The 16,142-nt window shown below is 65.2% G+C and carries 16 protein-coding genes; 9 read left to right on the top strand and 7 right to left on the bottom strand.

Translation table 11 applies throughout. From position 1 onward, the window contains the following. Window positions 1-17 precede the first annotated feature (17 nt). From scpA to IVB31_RS01600, 6 genes are all read left to right on the top strand, one after another. Window positions 18-2,174, top strand: a complete 2,157-nt coding sequence (gene scpA, locus IVB31_RS01625) for a methylmalonyl-CoA mutase (protein WP_247317754.1) — start codon at window positions 18-20, stop codon at window positions 2,172-2,174. A gap of 416 nt (window positions 2,175-2,590) precedes the next feature. Then, window positions 2,591-3,577, top strand: a complete 987-nt coding sequence (locus IVB31_RS01620) for a tripartite tricarboxylate transporter substrate binding protein (protein WP_247317751.1) — start codon at window positions 2,591-2,593, stop codon at window positions 3,575-3,577. Window positions 3,578-3,717: 140 nt separating this feature from the next. Further along, window positions 3,718-4,032: a nucleotidyltransferase domain-containing protein gene (locus tag IVB31_RS01615; protein WP_247317749.1), complete on the top strand. Its 315-nt coding sequence runs from the start codon at window positions 3,718-3,720 to the stop codon at window positions 4,030-4,032. Further along, window positions 4,033-4,380 carry a DUF86 domain-containing protein gene (locus IVB31_RS01610; protein WP_247317746.1) on the top strand — a complete coding sequence of 116 codons (348 nt, stop codon included), beginning with the start codon at window positions 4,033-4,035 and terminating at the stop codon, window positions 4,378-4,380. It abuts the gene before it with no gap. Between the two features lie 15 nt (window positions 4,381-4,395). Next, entirely contained in the window at window positions 4,396-5,385 is a 990-nt protein-coding gene (meaB, locus tag IVB31_RS01605) for a methylmalonyl Co-A mutase-associated GTPase MeaB (RefSeq protein WP_247317742.1), read from the top strand. Continuing rightward, complete coding sequence (locus IVB31_RS01600) at window positions 5,382-6,032, top strand: pyroglutamyl-peptidase I (RefSeq protein ID WP_247317738.1); 651 nt, start codon at window positions 5,382-5,384, stop codon at window positions 6,030-6,032. The genes meaB and IVB31_RS01600 overlap by 4 nt, the downstream gene beginning before the upstream one ends. Here IVB31_RS01600 and IVB31_RS01595 read toward each other — a convergent pair. Next, window positions 6,029-6,343, bottom strand: coding sequence for a hypothetical protein (locus tag IVB31_RS01595; protein ID WP_247317736.1), 315 nt, complete (start codon window positions 6,341-6,343; stop codon window positions 6,029-6,031). The genes IVB31_RS01600 and IVB31_RS01595 overlap by 4 nt on opposite strands. 160 nt (window positions 6,344-6,503) lie before the next feature. Here IVB31_RS01595 and IVB31_RS01590 point away from each other — a divergent pair, with 160 nt between their 5' ends. Next, window positions 6,504-7,874 (top strand): TIGR03808 family TAT-translocated repetitive protein, encoded by a 1,371-nt coding sequence (locus IVB31_RS01590; protein ID WP_247317734.1) that lies wholly within the window; start codon window positions 6,504-6,506, stop codon window positions 7,872-7,874. 30 nt (window positions 7,875-7,904) lie between these two features. Here the strand turns inward: IVB31_RS01590 and IVB31_RS01585 are convergent, their stop codons facing one another. From IVB31_RS01585 to IVB31_RS01570, 4 genes are all read right to left on the bottom strand, one after another. Then, window positions 7,905-8,537, bottom strand: a complete 633-nt coding sequence (locus IVB31_RS01585; RefSeq protein ID WP_247319349.1) for a TIGR03809 family protein — start codon at window positions 8,535-8,537, stop codon at window positions 7,905-7,907. Window positions 8,538-9,047: 510 nt separating this feature from the next. Next, window positions 9,048-10,757 (bottom strand): S8 family serine peptidase, encoded by a 1,710-nt coding sequence (locus IVB31_RS01580; RefSeq protein ID WP_247317732.1) that lies wholly within the window; start codon window positions 10,755-10,757, stop codon window positions 9,048-9,050. Between the two features lie 16 nt (window positions 10,758-10,773). Continuing rightward, window positions 10,774-11,469: a hypothetical protein gene (locus IVB31_RS01575; RefSeq protein ID WP_247317731.1), complete on the bottom strand. Its 696-nt coding sequence runs from the start codon at window positions 11,467-11,469 to the stop codon at window positions 10,774-10,776. Beyond that, entirely contained in the window at window positions 11,466-12,035 is a 570-nt protein-coding gene (locus tag IVB31_RS01570) for a sigma-70 family RNA polymerase sigma factor (protein ID WP_247317729.1), read from the bottom strand. The genes IVB31_RS01575 and IVB31_RS01570 overlap by 4 nt, the downstream gene beginning before the upstream one ends. Before the next feature lie 434 nt (window positions 12,036-12,469). Between IVB31_RS01570 and IVB31_RS01565 the strand changes: the two genes are divergently transcribed. Then, entirely contained in the window at window positions 12,470-13,627 is a 1,158-nt protein-coding gene (locus IVB31_RS01565) for a GGDEF domain-containing protein (protein WP_247317727.1), read from the top strand. Between the two features lie 63 nt (window positions 13,628-13,690). Beyond that, entirely contained in the window at window positions 13,691-14,791 is a 1,101-nt protein-coding gene (locus IVB31_RS01560; RefSeq protein ID WP_247317726.1) for a DUF2336 domain-containing protein, read from the top strand. A 10-nt stretch (window positions 14,792-14,801) separates the two neighbouring features. Here the strand turns inward: IVB31_RS01560 and IVB31_RS01555 are convergent, their stop codons facing one another. Next, window positions 14,802-15,440 (bottom strand): DUF1109 domain-containing protein, encoded by a 639-nt coding sequence (locus IVB31_RS01555; protein WP_247317723.1) that lies wholly within the window; start codon window positions 15,438-15,440, stop codon window positions 14,802-14,804. A gap of 2 nt (window positions 15,441-15,442) precedes the next feature. Beyond that, window positions 15,443-15,988, bottom strand: a complete 546-nt coding sequence (locus IVB31_RS01550; protein ID WP_247317720.1) for a sigma-70 family RNA polymerase sigma factor — start codon at window positions 15,986-15,988, stop codon at window positions 15,443-15,445. Between the last annotated feature and the right edge of the window lie 154 nt (window positions 15,989-16,142).

Raw genomic sequence — 16,142 nt, 5'->3', positions numbered from 1 at the left:
TATGATATGTTGGTACCATGAGCCGCATTCCCAATTTCGCCGATGTCGCCTTCGAGCGCGCCACCACCGCCGCGCCGACCGGCAGCGCCGAGCCGTGGCTGACGCCCGAGGGCATTTTGGTGAAGCCCGCCTATGGCGAGGCCGACCTTGCCGGGCTCGATTTCCTCGACACCTATCCCGGCATCGCGCCCTATTTGCGCGGCCCCTACCCGACCATGTATGTCAACCAGCCCTGGACTGTCCGGCAATATGCCGGCTTTTCCACGGCGGAGGATTCCAACGCGTTCTACCGCCGCAACTTGGCTGCCGGACAGAAGGGCCTGTCGGTCGCCTTCGATCTCGCCACCCATCGCGGCTATGACAGCGATCATCCGCGCGTCGGCGGCGACGTCGGCATGGCCGGGGTTGCGATCGATTCCATCTACGACATGCGCACGCTGTTTGCCGGCATCCCGCTCGACCAGATGAGCGTGTCCATGACCATGAACGGCGCGGTGCTGCCGATCCTCGCGCTCTATGTCGCCGCTGCGAGCGAACAGGGCGTGGCGCCGGAAAAACTCTCGGGCACCATTCAGAACGACATTCTGAAAGAGTTCATGGTGCGCAACACCTATATCTATCCGCCCGCGCCCTCGATGCGGATCATCTCGGACATTTTTGCGTACACCTCGCAAAACATGCCGAAGTACAATTCGATCTCGATCTCCGGCTATCACATGCAGGAGGCCGGAGCGACGCAGGACCTCGAACTTGCCTATACGCTGGCCGACGGCGTCGAATATCTGCGCGCCGGCCTTGCCGCCGGCTTGGATGTCGACCGCTTCGCGCCGCGCCTGTCGTTCTTCTGGGCGATCGGCATGAACTTCTTCATGGAAGTCGCCAAGCTGCGCGCCGCGCGGCTGCTGTGGGCGAAGCTGCTGAAGCCCTTCAATCCGAAGGACCCGCGCTCGCTGTCACTGCGCACGCATTGCCAGACCTCGGGCTGGTCGCTGACCGCGCAGGACGTCTTCAACAACGTGATGCGCACCACCGTCGAGGCGATGGCGGCCACGCAAGGCCACACCCAGTCGCTGCACACCAACGCGCTCGACGAGGCGCTCGCTTTGCCGACCGACTTCTCGGCGCGCATCGCCCGCAACACCCAGCTCTTCCTGCAGCAGGAGAGCGGCACCACCCGCATCATCGACCCCTGGGGCGGCTCGTATTATGTCGAGCGTCTGACCCGCGATCTCGCCGCGAAGGCCTGGAGCCACATTCAGGAGGTCGAGGAGCTCGGCGGCATGGCGAAGGCGATCGAGGCCGGCGTGCCAAAACTGCGAATCGAGGAGGCCTCCGCCAAGACCCAGGCCCGCATCGATGCCGGCAAGCAGGCGGTGATCGGCGTCAACAAGTACAAGCCGTCAGACGAAGCCCCGATCGATATCCTCAAGGTCGACAACACCAACGTTCGCCGGCTCCAGATCGACAAGCTGACGCGGCTGAAATCCGAGCGCAGCCAGAAGGACGTCGACGCCGCGCTCGCCGCGATCACGCGCTCGGCCGGCGAAGGCAACGGCAATCTGTTGGCGCTCGCCATCGACGCAGCGCGCGCGAAGGCCACCGTCGGCGAAATCTCGGACGCGATGGAAAAGGTGTTCGGCCGGCACCGCGCCGAGATCAAGTCCATCACCGGCGTCTACAAGCGGGAGGCGTCAAGCATGGGTAACCGGGTCGAGAAGGTTCAGGCGCTGATCAACGCCTTCGAGGAGGCCGAAGGCCGCCGCCCGCGCATCCTGGTCGCCAAGATCGGCCAGGACGGCCATGACCGCGGCCAGAAGGTGATTGCGTCCGCCTTCGCCGACATCGGCTTCGACGTCGACATCGGGCCGCTGTTTGCCACCGCCGACGAAGCCGCACGACAGGCGGTGGAGAACGACGTCCATATCCTCGGCGTCTCCTCGCTCGCCGCCGCCCATCTCACCGCCGTCCCCGAATTGAAAGCCGCGCTGACAAAGCAGGGCCGCGACGACATCATGATCATCGTCGGCGGCGTGGTGCCGCCGCAGGATTACGATGCGCTCTATGCGGCCGGCGCGGAAGCGATCTTCCCGCCCGGCACCGTGATCGCGGACGCGGCCGAGGAGCTGATCCGCAAGCTGAATGCCCGGCTCGGGCATAGCGAGGCGGCGGAGTAAATGATCGATTGGGCCCGGTAATCGGCCAGGTTTCTGGTCGAGTCGAACCGGAGACGTCTTTTTCACTGCTCACCCTGATCGACGTCGAGCACATCATCGAGCATGCGACCGGCTTGCAGCCCCACGCAGCCGTCCGGCGTCCATCTCCCAGCTTTTTGCGCAGCGCATCGCAGACGACGTCCTCGAAGTTTTTTGACGTGCGCGAATTTTGCTGACCGGATCGGCCATATTCTGGACGCGACTGACGAGATCAGGACGGCCGTGGCTGGCCACATGCGCCAAAGATTGCCTCAAGCTCGAACGCAGCCCGTTGCCCACAGCGCGGCGGTGCTGCTGCTTGCGACATCAGAACAATTCCGCCTAAAATGTTTGCATTGAAAAGAGCCCGATTCCCGAAGGGCGCCGCCGGATCATCTATGCCAGGAATCTCGCGCCGCACCTTTGCGGCCTCTTCTGTGGCTGCGGCCACTGCAGCTCTCCTCACGCCTGCGCTCGCGCAAGCCTATCCGGCGCGGCCGGTGACCTTGATCGTGCCCTGGGGTGCGGGGGGCGGAACGGATGCCACCGCGCGCATCGTCGCGACGCTCCTGGAGAAGGAGTTCGGTCAGCCATTCAACGTCGTCAACCGCACCGGCGGGTCCGGTGTCGTCGGCCATGCCGAGATCGCTACCGCTGTCCCGGATGGCTACACGATCGGCATGCTGACCGTGGAAATCTCGATGATGCATTGGCAAGCCCTAACGCCTCTGACGCCGCGAAACTTCACGCCACTGGCGCTGATGAACGAAGACCCTCCCGCGATCCAGGTCTCCACGTCATCGCCATACAAGACGGTGAAGGAGCTCGCGAATGCCATCAAGGGGGCTCCACCGGGAAAGTTCAAGGCATCGGGCACGGGGCAAGGCGGCATCTGGCATCTCGCACTCGTCGGCTGGATGCGGGCGATGGGATTGCCGGCCAACCAGGTCGCGTGGTCAGCGTCGAATGGCGCGGCACCGGCCATGCAAGATCTCGTCGCAGGCAGCCTCGACCTCACCACCTGCTCGGTGCCCGAAGCACGAGCGACCATCGAGGCCGGTCAGGCGCGGAGCCTGGCGATTATGGCGCCTGCACGCAACCCGATCTTCCCCGACATCCCGACGCTGAAAGAGGCGCTCGGCATCGACTATTCCACGAGTTCATGGCGCGGCATCGGCGCGCCGAAGGGTTTGGCCCCGGAGGCCGCCACCAAGCTGATCGCGGCCTTGAAGAAGGTCTATGACTCCCACGAGTTCAGGGACTTCATGACCAGGCGGGGCTTCGGCACCGTGTGGCGCGATGCCAGCCAGTTCGCGACCTTCATGGACCAGGCGGATGGCCAGATGGGTCAAGCCATGAAGGCAGCCGGTTTTGCCAAGGCCTAGCTGGCAAGGCTTAACCAGAAAGCGCGGACTGCCACCCGGGACCCGTGGCTTCTTTTAACCGAAGGCGCTCGCCTGTCCCATCGGCGCGCTCAGGCGCGCTATCGCTGGGCCGGGGGCCGACCTTGTGCTAGTATCCAGCCATGACCGAGGTTGCAGACATTTCACTCGAAACGCTTGTCGGAAAGCTTCGAGAGCTTGCGCCCTCCCTGAAGGCGGCGGGCGTCACTCGTCTATACCTGTTCGGATCCCGCGTGCGCGGCGACGCACGGTCCGACAGCGATCTCGATGTGTTGGTCGAAACCGGTGATCGAGGAGGACCGCAGCGGTTCGACTATTTCGGTATCCAGCAGATGATTGAAAATTATGTTGGTATCCGCGTGCAAATTTCGATCCGCGACCTCCTGAAGCCGCGCGTAGCTGAACGTATCGCGGACGATCTCGTCGAGGTCTTTTGAATGCCGCCAACCGCAGAAGATCGGCTGCGGGATATCCTCGAAGCCGTTGCTGAAATCGAAGATATCCTGCGTGGCACAAATTTCGATCGATTCGCTTCGGATCGAATGACGCGTTTGGCTACGGAACGGCTTCTCGAAATCATCTGCGAGGCATCGCGATCAATCCCGGGCGAAATGAAGCAATCCACACCAGCCATCGACTGGCGCAGGCTGATCGATTTTGGGAACGTGCTGCGCCACGCCTACCACGCAACCAACTCGGAAATTGTATGGGATATTGTTCAAAACGAACTCCCCTCCTTGAAATCCTGCGTTGAAGCCTTCATTCGCACGTCGGACCGATCGTGACGACGCACGAAGACAATGATAGCCAGTAGCAAATCCATCGACATTGCCTCACTCGCCCGCGACCTCCGCGCCGGCAGCCGCGCGGCGCTGGCGCGCGCCATTACGCTGGTGGAGAGCCGGCGCGGCGACCATCAGGCGCTGGCGCGCGAGCTCGTGCAGATGCTGCTGCCCGACACCGGCAAGGCAGTGCGCGTCGGTATCACGGGATCGCCGGGCGTCGGCAAGTCCACGACCATCGACGTGCTCGGGACTTACCTGATCGAACAGGGCAGCAAGGTCGCGGTGCTTGCGGTCGATCCGTCCTCGGCGCGCAGCGGCGGCTCGATCCTCGGCGACAAGACCCGGATGGCGCGGCTGTCGGCTTCCGGCGACGCCTTCATCCGGCCCTCGCCGGCCTCGGGCACGCTCGGCGGCGTCGCCGCCAAGACACGCGAGGCGATGCTGCTCTGTGAGGCGGCCGGCTTCGATGTCGTGCTGGTCGAGACCGTCGGCATCGGCCAGTCCGAGACCGCGGTCTGCGACATGACTGATTTCTTCCTTGCGCTGATGCTGCCGGGTGGCGGCGACGAATTGCAGGGAATCAAGAAAGGGCTGGTCGAGCTCGCCGACATGATCGCGATCAACAAGGCCGATGGCGACAATCTCAAGCGCGCCAACATCACCGCCGCCGACTATCGCGGCGCCCTGCACATCCTGACCCCGAGGTCCGAGCACTGGCACCCGCCCGTCGTCACCTATTCGGCGCTGGCCGGCACCGGCATCGCCGAGCTCTGGCAAAAAGTCCTGGATCACCGCAAGGCGATGAATGCCTCCGGCGATTTCGGCGCGCGGCGGCGCGAACAGCAGGTGAAATGGATGTGGTCGATGCTGGAGCAGCGCATGCTGGCGCGGCTGCGCAGCGAGGCATCGGTGCGGACCAAGGTCCGCAAGATCGAGGCTGACGTGGCCGAAGGCCATCTCACGCCGGCGCTTGCCGCCGAGCAGATCCTAGAGTTGCTGCAATGAGCGAAAAACTCCGCATCCTCCTCACCGGCTTCGGACCGTTCCCCGGCGCGCCTTACAACCCGACCCAGCCGCTGGTCGCCCGGCTGGCGCAACTGCGCCGACCGGCGCTCGACGATGCCGCGATCTCCAGCCACATCTTCCCGGTGACCTATGCCGCGGTGGACCGGCAATTGCCGGAGGTGCTCGCGAAAGAGAAGCCGGATGCGCTGCTGATGTTCGGCCTCGCGGCACGAACGCCCTATCTGCGCATCGAGAGCCGCGCGCGTAACGCCGTCACCATGCTGTGGCCCGACGCCGCCAACACCCGATCGAGCAAGCGCGGCATCGCCGGCAATGCGGACGCGATGACGTTCGGGCCGCACACCGCAAGGCTGCTGCGCGCCGCGCGCCTCACCGGCATCGACGCGCGCCCCTCGCGCGACGCCGGCGCCTATCTCTGCAATTATCTGAGCTGGCGCGCGATCGAGAACGTCAGGGCCGGCGGGCCGCAGCTTGCGGCGTTCATCCACATTCCCCTGCTCGCGCGCAGCGGCGCCGTGCGCCGCAAGGGCGCGCCGCGGATCACGCTGGAGGAACTGGTCGATGCCGGCGAGGCGATGCTGATGGAGATGGTGCAGTTGGCACGGAAGGGGCGCACTTCGTCCTAGAGCACGGTCCCTTGTCTATAGGCGATCTTCGCTTCACCTCGGAGGCGTTGCCCTCTCTTGGTGACGCAGAGAGAGATTTGGCTTCGATCGATCTTTGCATTGATGATTCCGCAGCAGTCCCAGTAGCCATGCCCCTCAGGAAGCTGACTGGCCTCCACATGCAGCATCAAACGATCTCTTTCGGGGCCAAAATTACGCACCACCGCATCCGCGCCATAGAAGCGTCGTACCGTGTCTTTGATGAAGAGAGCTTCATTATCTTCAAGAGGAAACGGGCTGAGCGGCGCCAGCCGCGGATCGGCCTTCGGCATATCTGGATCCATATCGCGACTATTCTTGATACCAGAATACAGCGTTGCCGTTGAGCCCCATTGGGTAAACATTTAACCCTACCGCGAACTATCCTCACGCGACCGGCCGCCCTGCGCTACCTAACCGCCGCGGACCCCCGCGTCCGCCGGAGGACGCGTCATGGACCTCAATCGTCGCCATCTCATCGGAGCTTCGACCGCAGGCATCGCCGGCGCGCTCGCGATGCCTGCCGACGCCGCGCGTGCGGCGCCGCTGACGTCGCTGCTCGGCCGCGATGCCACGCAGTATGGTGTGCGACCCGGCAGCAGCGAGGACCAGACCCGCGCGCTGCAGCGTGCGATCGACGAGGCTGCCCGGGCGCAGATGCCGCTGGCGCTGCCCCCCGGCATCTACCGCACCGGACTGTTGCGCCTGCCAAATGGCGCGCAACTGATCGGCGTGCGCGGCGCGACAAAATTCGTCTTCACCGGCGGGGCCTCGGCGATCCAGAGCGACCGCTCCGATTCGATTGGCCTCACCGGCATCACCTTCGACGGCGGCGGCATTCCGCTGCCGACGCGGCGCGGACTGATCCACGTGCTCGGCGGGCGCGACGTCCGCATCACCGATTGCGAGATCACGGGCTCCGGCGTCAGCGGCATCTGGCTCGAGCAGGTGTCGGGCGAGATCTCCGGCAACATTTTTACCGATATCGCGGTGACGGCGGTGGTTTCGTTCGACGCCAGGGGCCTCAGCGTCTCGCGCAACACGATTGTCGGCACCAACGACAACGGCATCGAAATCCTGCGCACGGCCATCGGTGACGACGGCACGCTGGTGGCCGACAACCGCATCGAGAATATCAAGGCCGGCCCGGGCGGCTCGGGGCAGTACGGCAACGCCATCAACGCTTTCCGCGCCGGCAATGTGATCGTGCGCGGCAACCGCATCAAGAATTGCGACTATTCGGCGGTGCGCGGCAATTCGGCTTCCAACATCCACATCACCGGCAACAGCGTCAGCGACGTGCGCGAGGTCGCGCTCTATTCCGAATTCGCCTTCGAGGCCGCCGTGATCGCCCACAACATTGTCGACGGCGCGGCCGTCGGCGTCTCCGTCTGCAATTTCAACGAAGGCGGCCGCATCGCCGTGGTCCAGGGCAACATCATCCGCAATCTGATTCCGAAGCGGCCGATCGGCACGGCGCCGGACGACGATGCCGGCGTCGGCATCTACATCGAGGCGGATTCAGCCGTGACCGGTAACGTGATCGAGAATGCGCCGTCCTATGGCATCGTCGCCGGCTGGGGCAAATATCTCCGCGACGTCGCCATCACCGGCAACGTGATCCGCAAGGCGCTGGCCGGTGTCGGGGTATCCGTCGTGCCCGGCGCAGGCACGGCGCTCGTCAACAACAACATGATCTCGGAGACCCCGCGCGGCGCCGTGGTCGGGCTCGATCACGCGCGTGCCGTGACGTCTGATCTGTCGGCGGACGGCGCGCAGCGATTTGCGCAATTGGTGGTCGGCGGGAATGCGGTGCGGCGGTAGGCGCTGTCCCTCGGCCCTCGCTCACAAACGCTAGAACGCGTTCCTCAGCAGCGGGTATTTCGCTTCGAGGCCGTCGAGGCTGAAGGTGAACTCAACGAGGCGCTCGGGGGCTGCGACAATTTCGGTGGCGGGCGGCGAGAACTGCGGCAGAAGCGCCGCCATCGCAGCAGGCGCCTTGGGCGCCGCCATCGCGGCCGGTACCTTGGGCCCTGTCATCGCGGCGGGCGCGGTGGGCGGAGCCATGGCAGCTGGCACTTTGAGCGGAGCCGTCGCCGCAAGCGGCGCGATCGGGGCTTCGGTGATTTCGGCGAGAACGCCCGGCTTCGGATCTAGCCTGACCGGTACGGCGGTCTCGGGCACGATGTGGACGGCCTTCGGCTGCATGGTCTGCACCTGCTGCTCGCCGCGCGCCACCCGGGGCATGGTCGCCGGCGACCAGCCGAATGCAGGCGAAACACTTGCAGCCGCTGCGGCAACATCGGCGCCGGTGGCAAGCGCGCGCCATGTCTGGACGGCGCGCTTGGCTTCCTGGATGTTTTCGAGGAATGCGAGTTCGCTGTGATAGCGACGCCAGCGCCCGGTCTCGAACATTTCGGAGAGATGATGCAGCCGCTGCTCGGCGAGAGCGCACCAGCGTGCCGCAATCTCGCGGCCAACAGCCACGTCGCGAACAGCCTCTTGGCGATGTGTCATAAACCAGCCCGTCAGGAGATAAATACGGACGCGACGCAACGCACACGAATCAATTTAGACGCGACATGAATATTTTGTGGAAAAGTTTTGACTTGTCCAGCAACGACACGGCCGCGGTCGCAAAACACCGTAGTCGTGCGGAGATTTGCCGTGTTTTCGAGTCAAGCTTCGCACAAGCATAGCGGACGTGTTGCTTGCCTGGTCCACGGCGGCGGCGAACGCGGCGCAGTCTTTCAACCGGAAGCTGAACGCGTGCGCGGCTTCAAAGAATCGGATGCCCCAAAAGAAAAGACCCGTCCGGGGGGACAACCGGACGGGTCGAGCCATATGGGCGCTTGGGGTGGATGGGCGCTCGCGCCTAATATGACTTATGGGGAGGGATGACCGCTCCCACATAATTTGGTCGTGGCAGCGGGCTGAACGTTCAATGCGGCATTTGATTTTTCGATCTTCGCGCCGCGCGCAAAGTTGTCGCAGCCGCTATCGCGTCGCCGGCCTATCCGCCTGAGAAACCGCGGATTTATCGCCCGTGCTCGACAACGAGGGTTGCTCTATTGCGCGGATGCCAGGCTCGTCGCGACGCTTCTCGATATCTTCACGTTTAGTTGTACCGGCGGCAGCGACCGGCGTCGCGCTGTCGGCGGGAACGGCCATGACCGCGGCAAACGCATCGGCCTCGCCATCGCCGAAGAGATCATCCCGCCCGGGTGAACCGAGGTCCCGCGCGGTCTTCGCCAGCGTCATGCGCAGCGCTTCCGGCTTCAAGGCGTAGTTGCGCTCGAGCAGCAGCGCCGCGACGCCGGAGACATAGGCGGCTGAGAACGAGGTGCCCGACGTCATCTGGTATTTGCCGTCAGGCGCCGGCAGGAAGATGTCGACTCCGGGCGCTGCGACCGCGATGTGGTTGCCACGGTTGGAGGCGGTGAACAGCCTGTCCTGCTGGTCGGTCGCACTGACCGCGATCACGTTGGGATTGGCGGCCGGATAAAGCGGCGGCGACTTCGCGCCGGCATTGCCGGCGGCCGCGATCAGCACCAGGCCACGCGCAGCAGTCGCCGCGATGGCCCGCTCGATCACCGCGTCTTTCGGACCGGCAAAGCTCATGTTGACGATCTGCGCGCCGTGCTCGGCGGCATAGTTCAGCGAGCGCAGGATGATGTAGGACGAGCTCTGGGCCCCGCCGGTGGTGCCGCCGAAGGCGCGGATGGCGATGATGCGCGCCTCGGGCGCGCTGCCCATCAGCTTGGCATGCGCCACGATGGCGCCGGCAACGCCGGTGCCGTGAACGTGCGCGCCCTCGGTGCTGCCGAGCGCATCGAAATTGTCGGCAATGGAGTTGGCGAGTTCGGGATGTCTGGCGTCGATGCCGGAATCGATCACGGCAACGGTCACGTTGGCGCCATGCGCAAGCGTATGCGCCTGCGGCAGCCGGAGTTTTGTCAGTGCGTATTGCGCTGGATCACCTTCGCTCGGCGTCGTCGGCTTCTGGTCCTGGAGCACGTAGCGGAAGTTCGGCTGGACCGAGCGCACGCTGCCGTCGGCGGCGAATTCGCGCCGCACGGTTTCGGCGGGCCGCCCGTCGGTGATGCGGAACAGGCCGAAATTGGCCCCGATCAGCGGGAAATTCTCGGATGCAATGCGCGTCAGGCCGTGGCGGCGCGCGAGTTCGTCGGTCTCGGTCACCGACAGACCCCCGTCGATCTCGGCGACGAATTCGTTGGCGAAGCTGCGGGAGACGACGGCGGCCAATGTGCCGTTGCCGCGCCCCTTGCCGGTGCTCTTCTTGCCCGGTTTGCCCGAGCCATCGCCGCCTGCGTCCGGCTGCGCCAGGCATTCGCCGGCGGCGTCGCGAGAGGCCGCGGTACAGGCCGGATAGAGGTTCGGGGAATAGCGCGCATAAGGCAGCACCGGCGTCGGCACCATCCGCGCCGAAATCCTCGATGTCACAATCGGGCCGGGCCCGGGGCCGCGCCCAACGACCACCGCTCTGGCGGCCACACCCGGACTGACGCGCGCGGCGATGCTGGGAGAAAAGGTCGGCGTGCGGGAGGGGACGCTGATCGTCGGCGTGCGCATGATCGCCTGCGCCTGCGCAAGCTCGACGCCGAGACAGGCGGCAAGCAAAAGCGCGGCTCCGACCGACGAAGCGTAGGCCCCGGCGCGTACCCTGCTCGCGGACTTGCGTGTCATCGGTTCCGCGGCGCGTCTAGGGCGCAGCGACGGCCAGATTGACGAACTTCTCGCGCTGCATCTTGCCGAGCAGCGAGGCGAGTTCGTCCTGGCTCATCGCCTTGTCGAACTGGAGGCGGAACATGCCGCCCTTGGCATCACCGATGATCGAAGCCTGGTAGCCGTCGAGCAATGCAGTGATGTCGGCGACGCGCGCCTCGGGCGTGAAGCGCACCAGCGCGCGCGCCGGCGCGGCAGTCGTACCGAGCTCGCGCGTGATCGGCGCGCTGGTCGAGAGCGAAGCGGTCTGGAAGGTCGCAGGCTGCGTCTTCATCAGCACCGCGCCGATGATTCCGGCCTGCAGCACCAGCGCGACGGCGCCAAGGCTCGCCGACCAGGCCAGCGTGCGCGGCGACAGGCTCGAGAAGAAGGTCGCGATGCGCGCCGACAGCGGCAGCGAGCCGATCGGCCGCGCAGGTTCGGCGTCAATCGCGGCGAACAGCTTCTGCATCGCGCGCGCCGACGGAGCGCCCAGGCTCTCGTTCAGATGGATGGTCTCTTCGTACTCGCCGCGGATCGCCGCATATTGCTTCGCAAGCGCCGGATCGCTCGCCAGCGCTTCCTCGACGCGGCGGGCATCGCGCGCGTTCAGCGTGCCGGCCGCGTGCCACGGCAGCAGCAGTTCAATTTCACTGGGCTCTTGCTCCAGCATCTTCTTGCTCAATGCCATCATGGCCAGCCTCGCTCAATGCCGGCTGCCTTCAGCAGTTCGGCCAATTTCTTGCGCGCATAGAACAAGCGCGTCTTTACAGTGTTCTCCGGGATGCCAACGATCTCGGCCACCTCTTCCACGGACTTCTCGTGGTAGTAGACGAGATCGACGATTTCCCGGTGATCAGGCGAGAGGCCCGTCAGACACTCCCGCAACGCTTCACTGGTATCCTTCTTCTGCACCGCCGTTTCCGGATTGTCGGACGAATCCTCGATCGCGTTGGCGGCTTCGTCGTCCAACTCAAAATCCTTCCTGCGCCGGAGCGCAGACAGGGCCTTGAATCGGGTGATTGCCAGCAGCCAGGTGGAAACGGCGGACCGGCCCTCGAACTTGCCGGCTTGACGCCAGACGTCGAGAAACACCTCGCTGATGAGGTCTTCCGCCGCCTGCTCGTCCCGCACGAGCCGGAGGCCGAAGCGATACACCCTGACATGGTGCCGCCCGTACAGCACCTGCATGGCGAGCCGGTCGCCTTGAGCGATCCTGGCGATCAGGACCTCGTCCGAAGCCGCTTGTGTCACGCTCAAAGGCCGTCTCGCAAGGTTGGTCGGGTCGATGCGGCAGACGGTTCGACGGGAGGCGCGAAATTCTTCAGTCTACCGCAGTGATACGGGGGCCTGTGTGATCTACCCCACATACGCGAAATTTCCTTTTGCCACCCGCGGCTGGCCGCTTCGCTCGAGAACGGTAACATAGTAATGAAGCACTTTCCTGCGCACTGCCGTCCCAGCGTAGACGGCCCGACCTGCATGGAACCATAGCAGCCTTGCACGACGTGTGTCTTCCGAAGCCCTGCTTTGGCTCGACGGCATCGCACACGATGCCTAATCGCCGACAAATTCCTGCGCCGGCCGACGTCGCCCACTCCCGCGCTGCACAGCGCGGATTCGGTTTCGAAGGATACCAAACCTAAAGGCTTGCCACGTAGATTTTTAGGCTGACATCGACCATTGGCGGGACCATGAGCACGGCCGCGACGTCCTTTCCCGAGAGGAATGCCGCTGAGGTCGCGGATCTCGTCCTCACGCCCGAGGCGGCCGCACCCGAGGTTCTGGCGCGCCGTGTCCGGCAGCGCCGCCAGATGTATATCGGCCAGGTCGCGAGCTACTCGCTCGGCGCCTCCGTCCTGCTGGTTTACGCCTTTGACGGCGCCATCTCGATCGACATTGCCTCGCTGTTCTGGTTCGGCGGCCTGTTGATCATCGGCAGCTTCGCCGTGCTGTCGGAAGCCGGCGTAGGTGACCGATTCTCGGACCACTATCTCACCGTGTTCCAGATCTCGGCGCATATGGCGCTGCAATTCGTGTTCCTGCTGTCGGTGCCTGCCGTCGGCGTCGCCTTCCTCAGCGTGCTGTTCCTGATCTTTGCTTTCGGCACGCTGCGCATGACCTCGGCCCAGGCGATTCTGACCTGGGCGATGGCGAGCGCCGGCCTTGCCGCCGTCTTCCTCGCCTCCGACCTGCCGATCGGCATGCCCGTTGCAACGCGGCTGCAGCGCACCGCCTCGATGCTCTGCTTCGTGCTGGTGATCGGCCAGTGCGCCTTCCTCGGCCTGTTCGGTGCGACGCTGCGCAAGATCCTGTACCGGCGCAGCATCGAGCTGAAGGCTGCCTATCAGCGCATCGAGGAGCTGGCCGAGCTCGACGAGCTCACCGGCTCCTACAACCGCCGCTGCATCATGCGGCTTCTCGACGCCGAGATCGAAAAATCGCGGCGGGCATCGACGCCTTGCGCGATCGCACTGATCGACCTCGACTGGTTCAAGCGCATCAACGATGCCCACGGCCATCCCGTCGGCGACGAGGTGCTGCGGACCTTCGCGATCACCATTTTCGCCAACATCCGCCCGGCCGACTGCTTCGGCCGCTACGGCGGCGAGGAATTTTTGCTGTTGCTGCCGGGAACGGACAGCGAGGCGGCGTCGCGCATGCTCGAGCGGCTGCGCGGCATCGTCGCCGATCTGGACTGGAGCGCATTCTCTCCGGGCATGCGCGTGACCATTTCCGCGGGCGTCGTGACGCTGCGCGAGATTGATACTGCCGACACGTTTCTCGTGCGCGCCGACAGCGCGCTCTATTCCGCCAAGGCGCAAGGGCGCAACCGCATTGCAACGAGCTGACCAATCCATTTTCTCCCGGCGCGAGAGAAGCCGCCGCCGGGCCGAACGCTCCAGGACAGGGCAATGAGATCAAAATCCGCAAAAACATCCGAGAATCTGCTCGACGAATTGCAGGCTGCGCTCTCGCACGGCACCGTTGCGCGCCGGGTGGAGACGCTGCGCCAGGTCACCGAGCTCTTCGTAGGCAACGCGGTGGACTATTCCGACGACCATGTCCGCGTCTTCGACGACGTGTTCCAATGCCTGATCGAGCAGATCGAGACTTCTGCGAGGGCGCTGCTCGCGGAGCGCCTCGCACCGATCGCGGCTGCGCCGCCTAAGATCATCCGGACGCTCGCGCTCGACGAGGTGATCGAGATTTCCGGCCCCGTGCTGTCGAAATCGGAACGGCTGGACGAGGCGACCCTGATCGAGATCGCGCGCACCAGGGGCCAGGCCCATCTCAAGGCGATCTCGCTGCGGCGAGTGCTGTCGGAAGCGCTGACCGACGTGCTGGTGACGCGCGGCGACGAGGACGTGGTGCAAGCGACCGTGGGCAATCCGGGCGCACAGCTCTCCGAGGGAAGTTTCACCGACCTCGTCACCCGCGCCGAACGCGACGACGACCTCGCCACCTGCATCGGCCTGCGGCCAGACCTGCCCCGCCATCATTATTTGAGGCTGGTCGCGAAGGCGTCATTAACGGTGCGCAGGAAGTTGGAGGCCGCCCATCCGGAGCTTGCGGACGACGTGTCCAGCGCGGTCCAGGAAGCGGCCCAGCGGGTGCGCACCGCCACCACGACCAGGCAGACCGAGATGGCGCGGGCGTTGGTGAAGTCGCTGCACGAAGACGGCCGCCTCACCGAATCCCAGGTCGCCACCTTCGCCGAGCAGGACAAGTTCGACGAGACCAATGCAGGGCTCGCGGCGCTCGCGGGCGTCGCGGTCGAGACCGCCGAGACCATGATGATCGAAAGCAGGACCGAGGGCGTGATGATACTCGCCAAGGTCGCGGCCATGCATTGGCCGAGCGTGCGTGCGATCATCGCCATGCGCGAGAAGCTCTCAGGCGGCTCGCAGACCGACATGCTGACGTTGCGCGACGCTTACGAGGCGCTACGCAGCTCGACCGCGCAGCAGGTGCTGCGCTTCCACCGCATGCAGGGCACGACGCCTGCGGCGTGAGGCTGGCGCGCTAGTAACGCAGGACCCTCGCCCCCACCGCTGCGCCGATCGCGGTCACCAGCGCGGTCGCGAGCGTGTACCAGGTCGCGACGAACAGCGGGGAATCGTCGGTGCAGTGCGAGGCATAGAGCGTCGCGGCGAGCCCGGCCGACACGAGACCGGCGAGCGCACCCGCGAGCGCGGGGCGCGACGGCGCGCCGTGGCGCAGGCCGAACAGCGCCCCCGCAAGCAGCGGCAGCGACATCGCCGGGATCGCGAACAGGCAGACCCTGGAGTTCTTGCCTACCATCCGCATCGTCATCGGCATCGCCGGCGCCATCATCGCCTCGCTGCCGATCGCCACCGCGAGCAGCCCCACGGGCAGCAGCAGCAGCCAGCCCCAGCCGCGCATCAGGGCCTCGGGCCGCGACAGATGCAGGCTGACGATGATCGCGGGGATCGCGAGCGACAGCGTGACCGCGAACTTCATGTCGAAGAACGGGTTATGCATCGCGCTCATCACGTCGTGACGCACGCCGAGAAACGTCGCGAAAATCAGGATCGACAGGGGGGCTGCGACCAGCAGCGCCATGGTCAGCACCGCGCCGACGCGCGGCGCGCGATGGGCGTTGTCGGCCGCGAGCGAACGAATGAGTTGATCGGTATCCATGACTACTGGTCCCGCAGTTTGGCGGTCAGCGCCGCAAGTCCGCGATGCAGCGCGACCCGCACCGCACCCTCGCTCATCGCATATTTCATCGCCGTATCCTTGATCGAGGTGGCCTCGACCGCGATCGACTGCAGCACGTCGCGCTGGCGCTGCGGCAGCGTATTGAGCTGGCTGGCGACCTCGCCTGCCGAGACCGTCTCCTGCGGCACTTCGCCCGGCAGGGATTCGGCGAAATCGTCGATGTTGACGAAGATCCGCCTGCCCCGCCGCCGCAGCATGTCGATCAGCTTGTTGCGGCCGATCGCAAACAGCCACGGGGCGAAAGGGGCTTCGCTGTCCCAGGTGTGCCGCTTCAGATGCACCGCCAACAAGATCTCCTGCACGATATCCTCGGCCTGGTCGGGAGGCTGCCCGGCCCGCGCCAGGCCGCGCCTCGCGGCAGCGCGCAGCACAGGCGTGACCGCCTTCAACAGGCGATGATACGCCGCGTCATCGCCTGCCATGGCCGACCGCATCAGGTCGGTCCACTCGTCCTCACGTCCGCGCACGCGCGCCCTCACCATGCAATTCGGCCGCTCTTTCAATTTGTTACGTCGGCACCCGCTAGATCACGAATTCGTGATACATGCCGGACCGCGCGACCGATGCAGCCGTCAGGATCTGGACGGCTCATAACACCGATCGATCCCGTCCGCACCCCGG

Origin of the sequence: Bradyrhizobium sp. 21 (assembly GCF_023073335.1) — a bacterium.
Lineage (GTDB): Bacteria > Pseudomonadota > Alphaproteobacteria > Rhizobiales > Xanthobacteraceae > Bradyrhizobium.
Note: the sequence above shows the minus strand (reverse complement) of the source record. Positions and strands in the feature narration are given on the sequence as shown.